21 protein-coding genes are annotated in these 15,186 nt (G+C 54.9%); 6 read left to right on the plus strand and 15 right to left on the minus strand.

The genetic code is table 11. The features are described from left to right. Nucleotides 1-321: 321 nt before the first annotated feature. Nucleotides 322-864 carry a gamma carbonic anhydrase family protein gene (locus WFM45_RS22080; protein ID WP_336957258.1) on the plus strand — a complete coding sequence of 181 codons (543 nt, stop codon included), beginning with the start codon at nucleotides 322-324 and terminating at the stop codon, nucleotides 862-864. Between the two features lie 38 nt (nucleotides 865-902). Here WFM45_RS22080 and aroE read toward each other — a convergent pair whose 3' ends face one another. The 5 genes from aroE to dprA are packed head-to-tail and all read right to left on the minus strand — an operon-like array spanning nucleotide 903 to nucleotide 4,447. Further along, nucleotides 903-1,721: a shikimate dehydrogenase gene (aroE, locus tag WFM45_RS22085; protein WP_336957260.1), complete on the minus strand. Its 819-nt coding sequence runs from the start codon at nucleotides 1,719-1,721 to the stop codon at nucleotides 903-905. Nucleotides 1,722-1,732: 11 nt separating this feature from the next. Beyond that, on the minus strand, nucleotides 1,733-2,302 hold the full coding sequence (gene tsaC / locus WFM45_RS22090; RefSeq protein ID WP_016930312.1) for an L-threonylcarbamoyladenylate synthase type 1 TsaC: 570 nt from the start codon (nucleotides 2,300-2,302) through the stop codon (nucleotides 1,733-1,735). Between the two features lie 7 nt (nucleotides 2,303-2,309). Then, nucleotides 2,310-2,855 (minus strand): DNA topoisomerase family protein, encoded by a 546-nt coding sequence (locus WFM45_RS22095; RefSeq protein WP_033631947.1) that lies wholly within the window; start codon nucleotides 2,853-2,855, stop codon nucleotides 2,310-2,312. 25 nt (nucleotides 2,856-2,880) lie between these two features. Further along, entirely contained in the window at nucleotides 2,881-3,354 is a 474-nt protein-coding gene (smg, locus tag WFM45_RS22100; protein ID WP_033631946.1) for a DUF494 family protein Smg, read from the minus strand. Beyond that, nucleotides 3,326-4,447 (minus strand): DNA-protecting protein DprA, encoded by a 1,122-nt coding sequence (dprA, locus tag WFM45_RS22105; RefSeq protein WP_085337627.1) that lies wholly within the window; start codon nucleotides 4,445-4,447, stop codon nucleotides 3,326-3,328. Before dprA ends, smg begins: the two co-directional genes overlap by 29 nt. A 133-nt stretch (nucleotides 4,448-4,580) precedes the next feature. Here dprA and def point away from each other — a divergent pair, with 133 nt between their 5' ends. The 5 genes from def to mscL all read left to right on the plus strand — a co-directional run bounded on the left by def (nucleotide 4,581) and on the right by mscL (nucleotide 9,400). Then, on the plus strand, nucleotides 4,581-5,090 hold the full coding sequence (gene def, locus WFM45_RS22110) for a peptide deformylase (protein ID WP_004929710.1): 510 nt from the start codon (nucleotides 4,581-4,583) through the stop codon (nucleotides 5,088-5,090). Between the two features lie 17 nt (nucleotides 5,091-5,107). After that, nucleotides 5,108-6,052: a methionyl-tRNA formyltransferase gene (gene fmt, locus WFM45_RS22115; protein ID WP_085337628.1), complete on the plus strand. Its 945-nt coding sequence runs from the start codon at nucleotides 5,108-5,110 to the stop codon at nucleotides 6,050-6,052. A gap of 72 nt (nucleotides 6,053-6,124) precedes the next feature. Further along, nucleotides 6,125-7,414, plus strand: coding sequence for a 16S rRNA (cytosine(967)-C(5))-methyltransferase RsmB (gene rsmB, locus WFM45_RS22120; RefSeq protein ID WP_082997740.1), 1,290 nt, complete (start codon nucleotides 6,125-6,127; stop codon nucleotides 7,412-7,414). A 55-nt stretch (nucleotides 7,415-7,469) separates the two neighbouring features. After that, nucleotides 7,470-8,846, plus strand: a complete 1,377-nt coding sequence (gene trkA / locus WFM45_RS22125; protein ID WP_004929716.1) for a Trk system potassium transporter TrkA — start codon at nucleotides 7,470-7,472, stop codon at nucleotides 8,844-8,846. Between the two features lie 137 nt (nucleotides 8,847-8,983). Continuing rightward, nucleotides 8,984-9,400 carry a large-conductance mechanosensitive channel protein MscL gene (gene mscL / locus WFM45_RS22130; protein ID WP_004929718.1) on the plus strand — a complete coding sequence of 139 codons (417 nt, stop codon included), beginning with the start codon at nucleotides 8,984-8,986 and terminating at the stop codon, nucleotides 9,398-9,400. Between the two features lie 57 nt (nucleotides 9,401-9,457). Here mscL and WFM45_RS22135 read toward each other — a convergent pair whose 3' ends face one another. The 10 genes from WFM45_RS22135 to secY form a co-directional block, all read right to left on the minus strand. Continuing rightward, on the minus strand, nucleotides 9,458-9,664 hold the full coding sequence (locus WFM45_RS22135; protein WP_004929720.1) for an alternative ribosome-rescue factor A: 207 nt from the start codon (nucleotides 9,662-9,664) through the stop codon (nucleotides 9,458-9,460). A gap of 75 nt (nucleotides 9,665-9,739) precedes the next feature. After that, a complete protein-coding gene (gene zntR / locus WFM45_RS22140; RefSeq protein WP_004929722.1) occupies nucleotides 9,740-10,171 on the minus strand; it encodes a Zn(2+)-responsive transcriptional regulator in 432 nt (143 codons plus the stop codon). Continuing rightward, on the minus strand, nucleotides 10,171-10,545 hold the full coding sequence (locus WFM45_RS22145) for a DUF1992 domain-containing protein (RefSeq protein ID WP_004929724.1): 375 nt from the start codon (nucleotides 10,543-10,545) through the stop codon (nucleotides 10,171-10,173). The genes zntR and WFM45_RS22145 overlap by 1 nt, the downstream gene beginning before the upstream one ends. Nucleotides 10,546-10,696: 151 nt before the next feature. Then, nucleotides 10,697-11,086, minus strand: coding sequence for a 50S ribosomal protein L17 (gene rplQ, locus WFM45_RS22150; RefSeq protein ID WP_004929726.1), 390 nt, complete (start codon nucleotides 11,084-11,086; stop codon nucleotides 10,697-10,699). Between the two features lie 40 nt (nucleotides 11,087-11,126). Beyond that, complete coding sequence (locus tag WFM45_RS22155; RefSeq protein ID WP_002919219.1) at nucleotides 11,127-12,116, minus strand: DNA-directed RNA polymerase subunit alpha; 990 nt, start codon at nucleotides 12,114-12,116, stop codon at nucleotides 11,127-11,129. 25 nt (nucleotides 12,117-12,141) lie between these two features. Continuing rightward, on the minus strand, nucleotides 12,142-12,762 hold the full coding sequence (gene rpsD, locus WFM45_RS22160) for a 30S ribosomal protein S4 (RefSeq protein ID WP_004929729.1): 621 nt from the start codon (nucleotides 12,760-12,762) through the stop codon (nucleotides 12,142-12,144). A 30-nt stretch (nucleotides 12,763-12,792) separates the two neighbouring features. Further along, nucleotides 12,793-13,182: a 30S ribosomal protein S11 gene (gene rpsK / locus WFM45_RS22165; protein WP_004929731.1), complete on the minus strand. Its 390-nt coding sequence runs from the start codon at nucleotides 13,180-13,182 to the stop codon at nucleotides 12,793-12,795. 16 nt (nucleotides 13,183-13,198) lie between these two features. Beyond that, nucleotides 13,199-13,555, minus strand: a complete 357-nt coding sequence (gene rpsM, locus WFM45_RS22170; RefSeq protein ID WP_004929734.1) for a 30S ribosomal protein S13 — start codon at nucleotides 13,553-13,555, stop codon at nucleotides 13,199-13,201. Between the two features lie 148 nt (nucleotides 13,556-13,703). Continuing rightward, nucleotides 13,704-13,820, minus strand: a complete 117-nt coding sequence (rpmJ, locus tag WFM45_RS22175) for a 50S ribosomal protein L36 (protein ID WP_002227352.1) — start codon at nucleotides 13,818-13,820, stop codon at nucleotides 13,704-13,706. Between the two features lie 33 nt (nucleotides 13,821-13,853). Further along, nucleotides 13,854-15,185, minus strand: coding sequence for a preprotein translocase subunit SecY (gene secY, locus WFM45_RS22180; RefSeq protein WP_004929740.1), 1,332 nt, complete (start codon nucleotides 15,183-15,185; stop codon nucleotides 13,854-13,856). Nucleotide 15,186 lies beyond the last annotated feature (1 nt).

Below are 15,186 nucleotides of genomic sequence, written 5' to 3' on the forward strand. Positions count from 1 at the left end.
CGCTAACTCGAGGTGGCGTATATTACGCTTTCCTCTTTCAGAGTCAACCCTAATTTTCAGGATTTTTTCTCTTTCTTCCCGGCCGCCGTGTGAAGTGAATCACTTGCGCCGTGTCGATGGAGGCGCATTATAGGGATCCGAGTTTTTTGCACAACCCCTTTTTTGATCTTTTCTTTCCGTTTGCACACTTTTCAGCCCTTCCGGGTGGATCTTGTGCGATCAGGGCCATTTTCCGCAGGATCCGGCGCTGCGATTGGTTGTAATTCCATCGCCAGGGTCTAGTATTGCCGGTAAATATGATCCCGACGTGAGGCAAGCACCATGTCCGATGCAGTACGTTCTTATCTTCAATACACCCCCAAACTCGGTCAGCGCGTCTTGATCGATCCTTCCAGCGTCGTCATCGGCGACGTCGATCTGGCGGATGACGTCAGCATCTGGCCGCTGGTCGCCATTCGCGGCGACGTCAATGCGGTAAAGATCGGCGCACGCAGCAATATTCAGGACGGCAGCGTGCTGCATGTGACTCACCGCTCCGAACATAACCCCGACGGTTATCCCCTGTTAATTGGCGAAGACGTTACCGTGGGCCATAAAGCGATGCTGCACGGCTGCGCCATCGGCAACCGGGTGCTGGTCGGGATGGGATCGATCCTGTTGGACGGCGTAGTTGTAGAAGACGACGTGATGATTGGCGCCGGCAGTTTGGTGGCGCCGGGCAAACGCCTGGCCAGAGGCTATCTTTATATGGGTAGCCCGGCACGCCAGGTTCGGCCGTTGACCGCCGCCGAGTTGGAGGGATTGCTTTATTCTTCTAACAACTATGTACGCTGGAAAGATGAATACCTGTCGGAAGACATCTGATGGGCGCCCCGTTCTCTATAAAGAGAACGGGGTAGGATTTATGCCGCCATCTCGCTGCGCAGCTGGCGCAAGACTGGTTCTATCTCTGGCATTACTCCGTGCCACAGCAGGAAAGCATGCGCCGCCTGCCCCACCAGCATACCCAGCCCATCGGCGTATTCCGTTGCGCCCTGCTGCTGCGCCCAGGCCAGAAATGGCGTAACGCCTTGCTGATAGAACATGTCATAGCAACGGGTTTGCGCATTCACCACGCCTGCAGGCAACGCCGGGATCTCCCCGCTGATGCCGGACGCCGTCGCATTGATCACCAGATCGAACGCTTGCTGATCCAGTTGATCCATCGGCGCCGCCGAGATCTCCCCCAGATGCCGGAAAGCGTCGGCCAACTCTTGGGCCCGGCTGAAAGTGCGGTTGGTGATCGTGAGCCGGCAGCCGAAAGACAGCAGCGGCAGGATCACGCCGCGCGCCGCGCCGCCGGCACCCACCAGCAGAATGCGATCCTGCGGCCGGATCAATTGCTGACGCTGCAGATCGGTCAGCAAACCGATGCCGTCGGTGTTGTCCCCCAATAGACCGCCATTCGGCAATACCTTCAGGGTGTTGACCGCACCGGCCATCGCCGCGCGCTCACTCAGTTCAGAGGCGGCCGAATAAGCTCGCTCCTTGAAAGGCACCGTGACGTTCGCCCCCTGCCCTCCGGCGCGGATAAACGCCTGCAAGCTGGTTTCAAAACCGTCCAGCGGCGCCAGCACTGTTCCATAAGGATGCTCTATGCCAGTCTGGGCAGCGAACAGCGCATGAATTCGCGGCGACTTGCTGTGGCCGATAGGGTTGCCAAATACCGCAAACTTCTCCATGCCCATTTCCTCTAGCCCTGACGGATCTGTTCGCCGGTCAGAGCATCTCTGATTTCGGAAGGGTTAAGACGGCCGCCTACCTTGCCGGCCAATACCGGGAAAGCCTCGCCGAATTGCCGTGTGACCTCATCCGCACTGCGACACGGTTCCAGCCCACTGAGATTGGCGCTGGTCGACACCAGCGGCTTGCCATACTGCCGGCACAGCAACTGCACCAGCGGATGATCGCTAACGCGCACCGCCAGTGAACTGAAACGTCCGGTCAACAAACGCGGCGTCTCCGGCCGAGCGGGCAAAACCCAGGTTACCGGCCCAGGCCAGCTGGCGAACATCGTCGCGCGCTGCTGTTCGCTGAGCGTACTGTCGTCAATATAAGGCTTAAGCTGCGCATAGTCGGCGGCGATCAAAATCAGCCCCTTTTCCCATGGCCGCTGTTTCAGAGCCAGCAATGCATTGACCGCCTGCTCGCTGTCGGGATCGCAACCCAGGCCGAATACCGCTTCGGTGGGATACGCAATCACCTGCTGTTGATGCAAAGCATCGATGATAGATAAAAGGTTCGGGCTTAATTCTGAATTCATGATGTGATTATTCTGTAGTCGCGACGGGTTTTCCGCACAGCTTGCTGGCACAGCACAGGACGGGGCCTTTTGCCGTGCGCTTTTCCATCAGCAGCGGATAATGGCAATAGGCGCATTCACCAGCGACGGGTTTAACGTTGAGAGCGAACTGGCATTCCGGGTAACGATCGCAGGAGTGAAAAACCTTGCCGTAACGCGACTTGCGCTGCAGCAGTTTGCCTTGGCCGCACTGCGGACAGGTAATGGCGGTTTCATCAGGCTTGTCGATCACTTCTGTGTGATCGCACTGCGGATAATCGCTGCAGCCGATAAACATGCCGTAGCGCCCCTGGCGCAGCACCAACGTCGCCTGACACTTCGGGCACGGTTGCCCATCCAACACCTTAACGACATGCCCATCGGCCTGTGCTTTCAGCGGACGAATATATTGGCATTCAGGGTACTGGGAACAGCCGAGAAAAGGGCCGTGGCGACCGCTACGGATCACCAGCTCGGCCCCGCATTCCGGACAGGGTTCATTTTGCCTGGCGGCAAAAATCGCGTTTTTTGTCATAACGTCTTCTATGCGCGTTATCGGCTCAATGCAGATAACCTTCGTTCACTTCAAACAACAGCTCTTCCATTTGCTGATAGGCGCTTTCATATCCGGGGATATTAAACAGCACCATCAACACGACCCATTTCAGATCTTCGAGATCGAATTCCGCATTATCCAAAGCCATAACGCGGTCGATAACCATTTCACGGGTTTCGAGGTTCAATACCTGAATCTGTTCCAGGAACAGGAGAAAACCACGGCAGCCGGCGTCCAAACGCGCGTTTTCCTCTTCGGTATAGATCCGCATCGCCAGCGGATCGGCATCCATAAAGTAAGGCGCATTTTGACCTTCTTGCAGGTCGGCCAACTTCTCAAGCCAATTCAACGCGTTGTAGATATCATCCTGATGAAACCCCGCCTGGGCGAGATCATCGGTCAGTTGATCCTGATCGACGCGCATCTCTGGTTCATTGTGGATATAAGTTTCAAACAAGTACATGAGTACGTCGAACATGGCTTGCCCTCCTTATTCGGACATAGCCGCCGGGTACAGCTGCGATCCACCCTGCTAACTCCAGCTCGAGTAACTTGATTACCACCACTGGCACAGGTTGGCCGGCACGTTCAGCGACGACGTCAACAGGTGTCACCTCATCTCCTACGTTAGCCAACACATCGGCAAATGGCAATTCAACTTCAGCCTGCGACGCACAAATAGTTGTATTTTCGTTCAGTGACAGCCATTGAAGGCCGCTTCCCAGCAATTCGGCGATATCTTTCGGCCCAGTCACCAGATGCGCGCCCTGTTGGATCAGCCAGTGCGTGCCTTCGCTCATCGGGTTCCCTAACGGCCCCGGCAAGGCGAATACCTCACGCCCTTGCTCCAGCGCATAGCGAGCCGTCACCAGGGTACCGCTGCGCAACGAGGCTTCTATGACCAGAACGCCCTGGCTCAGCCCGCTGATAATGCGGTTGCGGCGCGGAAAATGGTCGGCCAGGGGCAAATCGGTGACCAAATGATCTGAAATCACCGCACCGCCCTGCTCGACTATCTGCTCTGCTAGCCTGTGGTGCCGCCGCGGGTAGACATTGGCCAGCCCGCAGCCCAACACCGCTATCGTGCAACCACCGGCCGCCAGCGCTGCGCGATGGCAAATGCCGTCGATGCCGATCGCCAAACCACTGGTGATGGTGAAACCGCAACGCGCCAATTCCTCGGCGAAATGGTTAGCCCAGCGCTCGCCGTAGTGGCTGAACTGCCGGCTGCCAACCATGGCAAGTTGCGGGCGCAACAGCGCCTGAGGATCTCCATCGATCAGCAGGAACAGCGGCGCATCGTCGATCTGAGCCAGGCATTCGGGATAGCCGGCCGCTGCATAGTTCAGCATACGGTGCGCCGGCACTTCCAGCCAACGCAAGGTGGCCGCCAGATAACCAGGATCCGTCTGGTTGAACTGTGCCCGTTGCCGTTCATTCAATCCCAGTTCACGCAACGCGCGGCGAGGCTCGCCACCCATTTGCGATAACTGCCGCACGATCCGGCTGGCCACGACGGTCTGCAGCCCCGTAACCCCCCGCATCCGTAAAGCGATCTCTTCCGGCCGCATCCTCTGTTCCCTCAGCAAAAACGGTGGTATTACCAATCTGAGCAATTGGTGCGCAATGCTGTCAATCAGGCCGGGAAATGTCTAGAATAGAGGTTAAACCTCGTTCATTACTCGGATACAGATCTAAAGATATATGTCAGTCTTGCAGGTATTACATTTCCCAGACGAGCGTCTGCGCAAAGTTGCAGCGCCGGTAAAAGAAGTCAATGCAGATATCCAGCGCATCGTGGATGATATGTTTGAAACCATGTACGCAGAGGAAGGCATCGGCCTTGCTGCGACTCAGGTGGATATCCATCAGCGCATTATCGTGATCGACGTCTCCGAGAATCGCGATCAGCGCCTGGTGCTGATCAATCCGGAGCTGCTGGAAAAAAGCGGCGAAACCGGCATCGAGGAAGGCTGTCTTTCCATTCCCGAGCAGCGTGCATTGGTACCACGCGCCGCGCAGGTGAAGATCCGCGCGCTGGATCGCGAAGGCAAATCTTTCGAGCTGGAAGCGGACGATCTGCTGGCGATCTGCATCCAGCACGAGATGGATCACCTGATGGGTAAACTGTTCGTCGATTACCTGTCGCCGCTGAAGCGCCAGCGCATTCGTCAGAAACTGGAAAAAATGGCCAAGCTCCAAGCCCGCGCCTAACCGATCAGGAAATCAACGTGTCTGACTCTTTACGGATTATTTTCGCCGGAACACCAGACTTCGCAGCGCGTCATCTTGACGCGCTGTTGTCATCTGAGCACCAGATTGTCGGCGTTTTTACCCAGCCCGACCGCCCGGCTGGCCGCGGCAACAAGTTGACGCCAAGCCCGGTAAAAGTGCTGGCTGAACAACACCAACTGCCGGTATTTCAGCCAAAATCGCTGCGCCCAGAAGAGAACCAGCGCCTGGTGGCCGATCTTAACGCCGACGTGATGGTGGTTGTTGCCTACGGGTTGATCCTGCCGCAAGCGGTGCTGGATATGCCGCGTCTCGGTTGCATCAACGTACACGGTTCGCTGCTGCCTCGCTGGCGCGGCGCGGCACCGATCCAGCGTTCGCTCTGGGCCGGCGACAGCGAAACCGGCGTGACCATCATGCAGATGGACGCCGGCCTCGATACCGGCGACATGATGCACAAGATCGCCTGCCCAATTGAGAGCAACGACACCAGCGCCAGTCTCTACGGCAAACTGGCCCAGCTCGGCCCGCAGGGCATGCTGACGACGCTGCGCCAAATGGCCGACGGCAGCGCCACCCGCGAAGTACAGGACGAAGCGTTGGTCACTTACGCCGAGAAGCTGAGCAAAGAAGAAGCTCGCCTGGACTGGAACCTGTCCGCTGCACAACTGGAGCGCTGCATCCGCGCCTTCAACCCTTGGCCGATCAGCTACTTCACCATCGACGATCAACCGGTAAAAGTCTGGCAGGCCAGCGTGCTGGCGCAAAGCGCCAACGCGGAGCCGGGCACCGTTGTCCATGCCGACAAGCAAGGCATTCAGGTGGCGACCGCCGACGGCATCCTCAATCTGATCCAGCTGCAGCCCGCCGGTAAGAAACCGATGTCGGCGCAGGACCTGTTAAATTCACGTCGTGAATGGTTTACCCCGGGTAACCGGCTGTAAGTCACCCCACTGCCCGGCCGTTCATCGCCGGGCCGTTATTTTCTTAATGCCGATCGTTATCAGCTTCAGCCTATGAAAAATAATTACAATCTCCGCAGCATCGCTGCCAAAGCCATCGGCCAGGTGCTGGATCAGGGGCAGTCGCTCAGCACTGTCCTGCCGGCGCTGCAAACCTCCATCAGCGACAAAGATCGCGGGTTGCTGCAGGAGCTGTGTTTCGGCACGTTACGCGTGCTGCCGCAGCTCGAATGGTGCATTCAGCAATTGATGGCCAAGCCGCTGACCGGTAAGCAGCGTACGCTGCACTACTTGCTGATGGTTGGCCTGTATCAGCTGCTGTATACCCGCATCCCGGCGCACGCCGTGCTGGCGGAAACCGTGGAAGGTGCGGTAGCGCTGAAACGCCCGCAGTTAAAAGGCCTGATTAACGGCGTCTTGCGGCAATTCCAGCGCCAGCAGGAAGAGCTGTTGCAACGCGCCGCCAACAATGACAGCCGCTATCTGCATCCCAGCTGGTTACTGAAACGCATTCAACAGGCTTATCCCGCCAACTGGGAACAGATCGTCGACGCCAATAACCAGAAGCCGCCGATGTGGCTGCGCGTCAACCGCCTGCATCACACCCGTGACGCTTATCTGCAGCTGCTGAACGACGCCGGCATCGCCGCGGAAACTCATTCAGACTATGCCGATGCACTGCGTTTGCTGGCGCCTTGCGCCGTGACCGATCTGCCAGGGTTCGCCGAAGGCTGGGTCACCGTGCAAGATGCCTCAGCCCAGGGGTGTGTCGATCTGTTGGATCCGCAAGACGGCGAACAGATCCTCGATCTGTGCGCCGCACCCGGCGGCAAAACCACGCATATTTTGGAAGCGGCGCCGAAAGCACACGTCATGGCGGTCGATATTGACGAACAGCGCCTGGCGCGAGTCAAAGAGAACCTGCAGCGTCTGCGTTTGCACGCAGAGGTTAAACTGGGCGATGGCCGCACTCCGCAGCAGTGGTGCGGGGACAAGCAGTTCGACCGCATCCTGCTGGACGCGCCTTGTTCCGCCACCGGTGTGATCCGCCGTCATCCCGACATCAAATGGCTGCGCCGCGATCGCGACATCGCCGAACTCGCCGCACTGCAGGCAGAAATTCTGGAAGCCGTCTGGCCGCATCTAAAATCAGGCGGAGTGATGGTTTACGCCACCTGTTCTATCCTGCCGGATGAAAACAGCAACCAGATCGCCGCGTTCTTGCAACGCCACGCCGATGCCAAGCTGGTTGAAACCGGCGATGCGCAGCGGCCAGGGCGACAGAATATCCCGCATCCCGAGGACGGCGATGGCTTCTTTTACGCTAAGCTGATTAAAATGTAATGCTTCAGGGCGTGCGTGCGCGCCCTAAGTCTTTCAGTGTGAAGCAGAGAACACGATGAAAATAATTATTCTTGGTGCCGGTCAGGTTGGCGGGACGCTGGCGGAAAACCTGGTGGGTGAAAACAACGATATCACCGTCGTCGATACCGATTCCGGCCGCTTGCGTCAGCTGCAGGATAAATTCGATTTGCGGGTGGTTCAGGGGCATGGTTCCCACCCTCGGGTGCTGCGCGAAGCCGGCGCAGAAGACGCCGACATGCTGGTCGCCGTCACCAACTCCGACGAAACCAACATGATCGCCTGCCAGATCGCCTATTCTCTGTTTAATACCCCTAACCGTATCGCCCGTATCCGCGCACCGGAATACATCCGCGAGTCGGAGAAACTGTTCCTGCCGGAAGCGGTGCCAATCGACCATCTGATTTCGCCGGAGCAGCTGGTCATCGACTATATCTACAAGCTGATTGAATACCCTGGCGCGCTGCAGGTGGTCAACTTTGCCGAAGGCAAGGTCAGCATCGCCGCGGTTAAAGCCTATTACGGCGGCCCGCTGGTCGGCAATGCGCTCTCTTCAATGCGCGAGCACATGCCACATATCGATACCCGCGTCGCCGCCATATTCCGCCAGGATCGTCCGATCCGTCCGCAGGGCTCGACCATTATCGAAGCCGGCGATGAAGTGTTCTTCGTCGCCGCCTCACAGCATATCCGCGCGGTGATGAGCGAACTGCAGCGGCTAGAAAAACCCTATAAGCGCATCATGATCGTCGGCGGCGGCAACGTCGGCGCCGGCCTGGCCGCCAAGCTGGAAAAAGACTACAACGTCAAACTGATCGAGCGGAATCAGCAACGCGCCGCCGAACTGGCCGAACAGCTGCACGACACCATTGTATTCTACGGCGATGCCTCCGATCAGGAGCTGCTGGCCGAAGAGCACGTCGAGCAGGTGGATGTTTTCATCGCCATCACCAACGACGATGAGGCCAACATCATGTCCGCCATGCTGGCCAAGCGCATGGGCGCCAAGAAGGTGATGGTATTGATCCAGCGCCGCGCCTATGTCGATCTGGTGCAAGGCAGCGTGATCGATATTGCCATTTCCCCGCAGCAGGCAACCATCTCCGCGCTGCTTGGGCATGTGCGCAAAGCGGATATCGTCAGCGTCTCGTCACTGCGCCGCGGCGTGGCAGAAGCGATCGAAGCGATTGCCCACGGCGATGAAAGCACATCTAAAGTGGTCGGCCGCATCGTGGAAGACATCAAGCTGCCACCGGGTACCACCATCGGTGCGATCGTGCGTGGCGACGACGTGATCATCGCCAACGGCAACAGCAAAATCGAACAGGGCGATCACGTCATCATGTTTATTACCGACAAGAAATTCGTGCCGGACGTTGAACGCTTGTTCCAACCGAGCCCGTTCTTCTTGTAGAACGAATTTATTAGGCGATGGTCTATAATTGCGTAGTTGTTCTCTGCCTTGGGAGGAGATAAAACTTCTCGCCATTTGTGGCAAAGGGAAATTGCTTTGTTAAACTTGAGTTATTAATTCTGCAAGGGGTGCGTTCTATGAGTATGTTGAAAGAGTTTCGCGAATTTGCCATGCGCGGCAACGTGGTCGATCTGGCCGTCGGTGTGATTATCGGTGCTGCATTCGGCAAGATTGTTTCGTCCTTCGTGGCCGATATCATCATGCCACCGTTGGGCTTACTGATTGGCGGCGTCGATTTTAAACAGTTCCATCTGGTGTTACGTGAAGCTCAGGGCGCCGTACCGGCGGTGGTAATGAACTATGGTTCATTCATCCAGACCGTATTTGACTTTGTGATTGTCGCCTTCGCTATCTTCCTGGCGATTAAACTGATGAACAAGGTGCGCCGCAAGCAGGAAGAAGCGCCGGCAGCGCCGCCAGAACCAACCGCAGAAGAGAAACTGCTGACGGAAATCCGTGATTTGCTGAGCCAGCAACAGCAGCCAAAGCTGTAAAACAGCATTAAGTTACGCCAATAAAAAGCCACCAATGAAGGTGGCTTTTTTAATGCCCTAAAACCAGAAAGCCAGTGGTAAATTATCATTTGATAGTTTGCCACTGGCCTCCCAGTTACCGCCTTTGTTGTGTTTTTCTTTACGCCGATAGCTGCCTTTGCCTTTCACATTCTTTTCCACTCGTTGGCGGAATAGCGGGTCATGCAGCAGCGCCTCAATGGCGTTATCTTGAATCTGGCCTTTAGTGTGACGATATTTCGTCATGATAATGCTCCTGTAAAAGGTAGGGTAATAAAACGAGCCGATAATACTGCCGGCAATATAAAAATTAAAGTGCCGTCAGCAATCTTTTTTGCCTTTATCATCGCTGGCACCCTGTTCCAAGGCTTCCAGAATAGAACAATAGTTGCTGGTATGGGCAGTGCCGCAGCAGGCGTCACTCAGGCGTTTCAACGATTCGCGCATGCGAGTCAGCTCCGCCAACTTGCTTTCCACTTCGCTCAGGCGCGCATCAACGATAGACTTCGATTCCTGGCAGGTATGATGTTCAGGATCAACCCGGATCGACAGCAGTTCGGCGATCGTTTCCAGAGTAAAGCCCAACTGTTTGGCATAGCGAATAAAACGCAGCCGCTGCAGATCTTGCTCCGTATACAGCCGATAACCGCCTTCGGTGCGGACATTGTGATCCATCATGCCCTGCTTTTCATAGTAACGCACGGTATCCGGCGTCACTTCGGCGAGCTTGGCCAACTGACCTATCTTGAACATTACCGCTCCTCTCGGGTGAACTTGCCATCAAGCGCGCGCTGATATTCGCCATGCAAGAAATCGGTGCTCATCCCAGCCTGACGCAGCCGGTGCTCCAGCAGTGCCATGCGCTTGCTGAGATCGACATAGTCCGGATGTTCGCTATTAATCTCTTGCAGCAAGCGAGCAACGGTCAACGCCTCTTTACGATCTTCCAGCGCCGGCGGCAGGTAACCGGCATTTTTCAGCAAACGGTAACCGGCGCGTAGTTCGGGCGGCACCGCGCTGTCATCTTCCAGCGCCAGCGGCTGCCCCTGGCCAGGCAGGTTGTCGAACTCGCCTTTATCCTGAGCATCAAGGATATGACGCTCCGCCCATTGATCAAGCAACCCCATGACAGACAGCCTCGGTTAGCCTAATGAATAATAAGCCTTAGCATAGCGGATAGGGGCGGGGATCTTAAGCACTACAGGGGAACTGCGCACATTTGGCTGGATTTGGACGTAAAAAAACCGGGCAAGCCCGGTTTTTTTACGCGTCTACAGATTACTCTGCAGTTGCTACTTCTGCTTGAGACTCAGCACGATCAACCAGCTCGATGTATGCCATCGGCGCGTTGTCGCCTGCGCGGAAGCCACACTTCAGAATGCGAGTGTAACCACCGGCACGGCTCGCGAAACGCGGGCCCAGCTCGTTAAACAGTTTTGCCACGATCTCGTTATCACGAGTACGGGCGAATGCCAGACGACGATTAGCTACGCTGTCGGTCTTGGCAAGAGTAATCAGCGGCTCAACAACGCGACGCAGCTCTTTTGCTTTTGGCAGGGTCGTCTTGATGATCTCATGACGAACCAAAGAGCCGGCCATGTTACGGAACATAGCCTGGCGATGGCTGCTGTTACGGTTCAGTTGACGACCACTCTTACGATGGCGCATGACCTTATCCTTCTCAGTAAAACCTTAACCTGTGATCCGGTTACTCGTCAGCAATGCTTGCCGGCGGCCAGTTTTCCAGGCGCATGCCCAGAGACAGACCACGTGAGGCCAGCACGTCTTTAATCTCGGTAAGAGATTTTTTACCCAGGTTTGGCGTTTTCAGCAACTCAACCTCGGTACGCTGTACCAGATCACCGATGTAGTGGATAGCTTCTGCCTTGAGGCAGTTAGCAGAGCGGACAGTCAATTCCAGATCGTCAACAGGGCGCAGCAAGATCGGATCGAATTCCGGTTTCTCTTCTTTAACTTCCGGCTGACGCACATCACGCAGGTCAACGAAAGCTTCAAGTTGTTCAGCCAGAATGGTGGCCGCACGGCGGATCGCCTCTTCAGGATCGATCGTGCCATTGGTCTCCATTTCGATGACCAGCTTATCCAAGTCAGTACGCTGTTCTACACGCGCAGCTTCAACATTGTAGGCGATACGCTCTACAGGGCTGTAGCAGGCGTCAACCAACAGACGACCGATTGGGCGCTCATCTTCTTCCGAATGAATTCGGGCAGAAGCCGGCACATAACCGCGACCGCGCTGAACTTTGATACGCATGCTGATAGCCGCGTTCTCATCAGTCAGGTGGCAAATCACGTGCTGAGGCTTGACGATTTCGACATCACCATCATGGGTGATGTCGGCAGCGGTCACAGGGCCAATGCCAGATTTATTCAGGGTAAGAATAACTTCGTCTTTGCCTTGAACTCTCACCGCCAGCCCTTTCAGGTTGAGCAGGATCTCCAGGATATCTTCCTGTACGCCTTCTTTGGTGCTGTACTCATGCAGTACACCATCAATCTCAACCTCGGTCACCGCGCAACCCGGCATAGATGAAAGCAGAATACGGCGCAGTGCGTTGCCAAGAGTATGGCCAAAGCCACGCTCTAAAGGCTCAAGGGTCACCTTGGCGTGCGTCGAACTGACTTGCTCGATATCTACCAGGCGCGGTTTTAGAAACTCTGTCACAGAACCCTGCATTGTGTCCTCTCTTTGGTACTAAGCTTTACTTGGAGTAAAGCTCGACGATCAGGTGTTCGTTAATGTCCGCAGACAGATCGGTACGTTCAGGCATACGCTTGAACACGCCTTCCATCTTAGCAGCATCAACTTCCAGCCAAGTCGGCTTTTCACGCTGCTCAGCCAGCTCCAGAGAAGCTTTAACACGAGACTGCTTTTTAGCTTTCTCGCGGATGCTGACTACGTCATTCGGAGATACCTGATAAGAAGCGATGTTAACAACGCGACCGTTTACCATAACTGCTTTGTGGCTAACCAGCTGACGTGACTCTGCACGAGTAGCGCCGAAGCCCATACGGTAAACAACGTTGTCCAGACGACCTTCCAGCAGCTGCAACAGGTTTTCACCGGTGTTGCCCTTCAGGCGGGTTGCTTCTTTGTAATAGTTGCGGAATTGACGCTCCAGAATGCCGTACATACGACGAACTTTCTGCTTCTCACGCAACTGAACACCGTAATCAGACAGACGCGGTTTACGCGCACCGTGCTGACCAGGTGCTTGTTCAATTTTACACTTGGAATCGATCGCGCGAACGCCAGACTTAAGGAACAGGTCTGTGCCCTCACGACGGCTCAGCTTGAGCTTAGGACCCAAATATCTTGCCATTTTCTTTCTCCAACAATCCTAAAAGCTGCGTTACACGCGGCGCTTTTTCGGCGGACGACAACCGTTATGAGGGATCGGAGTCACATCAGTAATGTTAGTGATGCGGAAACCAGCCGCGTTCAGAGCGCGGATAGTAGACTCACGACCAGGACCAGGTCCTTTAACCATAACTTCCAGGTTCTTGATACCGTATTCTTTCACTGCGTCAGCACAACGTTCTGCTGCAACCTGTGCTGCGAACGGAGTGGACTTACGAGAACCACGGAAACCGGAACCACCGGCTGTTGCCCAACCCAAAGCATTACCCTGACGATCAGTGATGGTAACGATGGTGTTGTTGAAAGAAGCATGGATATGAGCCACGCCGTCAGAGACTTGCTTTCTTACACGCTTACGTGTACGAACAGGTGCCTTTGCCATTATTCAATAACCCCGATTATTTCTTGATCGGCTTGCGCGGACCCTTACGGGTACGAGCGTTGGTCTTGGTGCGCTGACCGCGTACCGGCAGACCACGACGATGACGCAAACCACGATAGCAACCAAGATCCATAAGACGCTTGATGCTCAGGGTAATTTCACGACGCAAATCACCCTCAACGGTGTATTTGGCAACTGCATCACGAAGCTTTTCGATTTGCTCTTCAGACAGCTCACTGATCTTAACATTTTCAGCAATACCCGTAGATGCACAGATAGCCTGTGAACGGGTTTTACCGATACCGAAGATCGACGTTAAGGCGATAACGGTATGTTTATGATCAGGAATGTTAATGCCTGCTATACGGGCCACTATGCACTCCTACTATTTTATACAGCAACACCATTCTGAAAAGCCCGTTTTCAGGATACTCAAATAATGTTGCAGTGCGACATACAAAAGATTGGCTGGCTAATCTAGCCAGCTCAACCCAACTTTGCAAGAAAAATATGCGAGATAATCAGCCTTGACGCTGTTTATGCTTCGGCTCGGCGCTGCAAATCACACGAACGACACCGTTACGCTTAACGATTTTGCAGTTACGACATAATTTCTTGACGGAAGCACGAACTTTCATTTTTACTCTCCGTAACTTCTCAAACGAATCTGACTAGCGGTTATAGCCTTTCAGATTTGCTTTCTTCAATGCAGACTCGTACTGACTTGACATCATCAGAGTTTGCACTTGAGCCATAAAGTCCATGATGACGACAACCACGATCAGTAGCGAGGTACCACCAAAGTAGAATGGTACTTTCATTGCATCACGCATGAACTCCGGGATCAGGCAGATGAAAGTAATGTACATCGCGCCCACCAGGGTTAAACGCGTCATTACTTTATCGATATACTTCGCCGTTTGCTCTCCCGGACGAATTCCTGGTACGAAGGCACCGGACTTCTTCAGGTTATCTGCTGTCTCACGCGGGTTGAAAACCAACGCCGTGTAGAAGAAACAGAAGAAGATGATTGCAGACGCATAGAGTAACACATAAAGCGGTTGCCCTGGCTGCAAATACAGCGAAATCGTAGTCAGCCAGTTCCAACCGGTACCGCCCCCAAACCATGATGCAATCGTGGCCGGGAACAGAATAATGCTGGAAGCGAAAATCGCCGGGATAACACCCGCCATGTTCACTTTCAACGGTAAGTGTGTACTCTGTGCTGCATAAACACGACGACCTTGTTGACGCTTCGCATAGTTAACGACGATACGACGTTGACCACGCTCAATGAAAACAACGAAGAAGGTTACTGCAAACACCAATACTGCAACCAACAGCAGCAGGAGGAAGTGCAGGTCGCCTTGCCGCGCTTGCTCAATAGTATGGGCCACTGCCGGCGGGAGCCCCGCTACAATACCCGCGAAGATAATGATCGAGATACCGTTGCCGATACCGCGCTCAGTAATCTGCTCACCCAGCCACATCAGGAACATTGTCCCGGTTACCAGGCTCACAACCGCAGTAAAGTAGAATGCAAAGCCTGGGTTTAACACCAGGCCCTGCATACCAGGCATATTCGGCAGACCGGTAGCAATACCGATCGACTGGAATATGGCCAATACCAGCGTACCGTAGCGGGTGTACTGGCTAATCTTGCGACGGCCAGCCTCCCCTTCTTTCTTGATTTCCGCCAACGCTGGATGAACCACCGTCAGTAGCTGGATAATGATCGACGCCGAGATATACGGCATGATCCCCAGAGCAAAGATAGAAGCACGGCTGAGGGCACCACCAGAGAACATGTTAAACATTTCAATGATAGTGCCTCTCTGCTGCTCAAGCAATTTGGCAAGCACAGTGGCATCGATACCAGGAATCGGAATGAAAGAGCCGATGCGGAAGACAATCAGCGCGCCGATGACAAACAAAAGTCTGCGCTTCAGCTCGCCGAGCCCGCCTTTAGCACTTTGAAAATCTAATCCTGGTTGCTTAGCCATC

The organism is Serratia sp. KG1D, from assembly GCF_037150675.1.
Taxonomy (GTDB): domain Bacteria; phylum Pseudomonadota; class Gammaproteobacteria; order Enterobacterales; family Enterobacteriaceae; genus Serratia; species Serratia nematodiphila.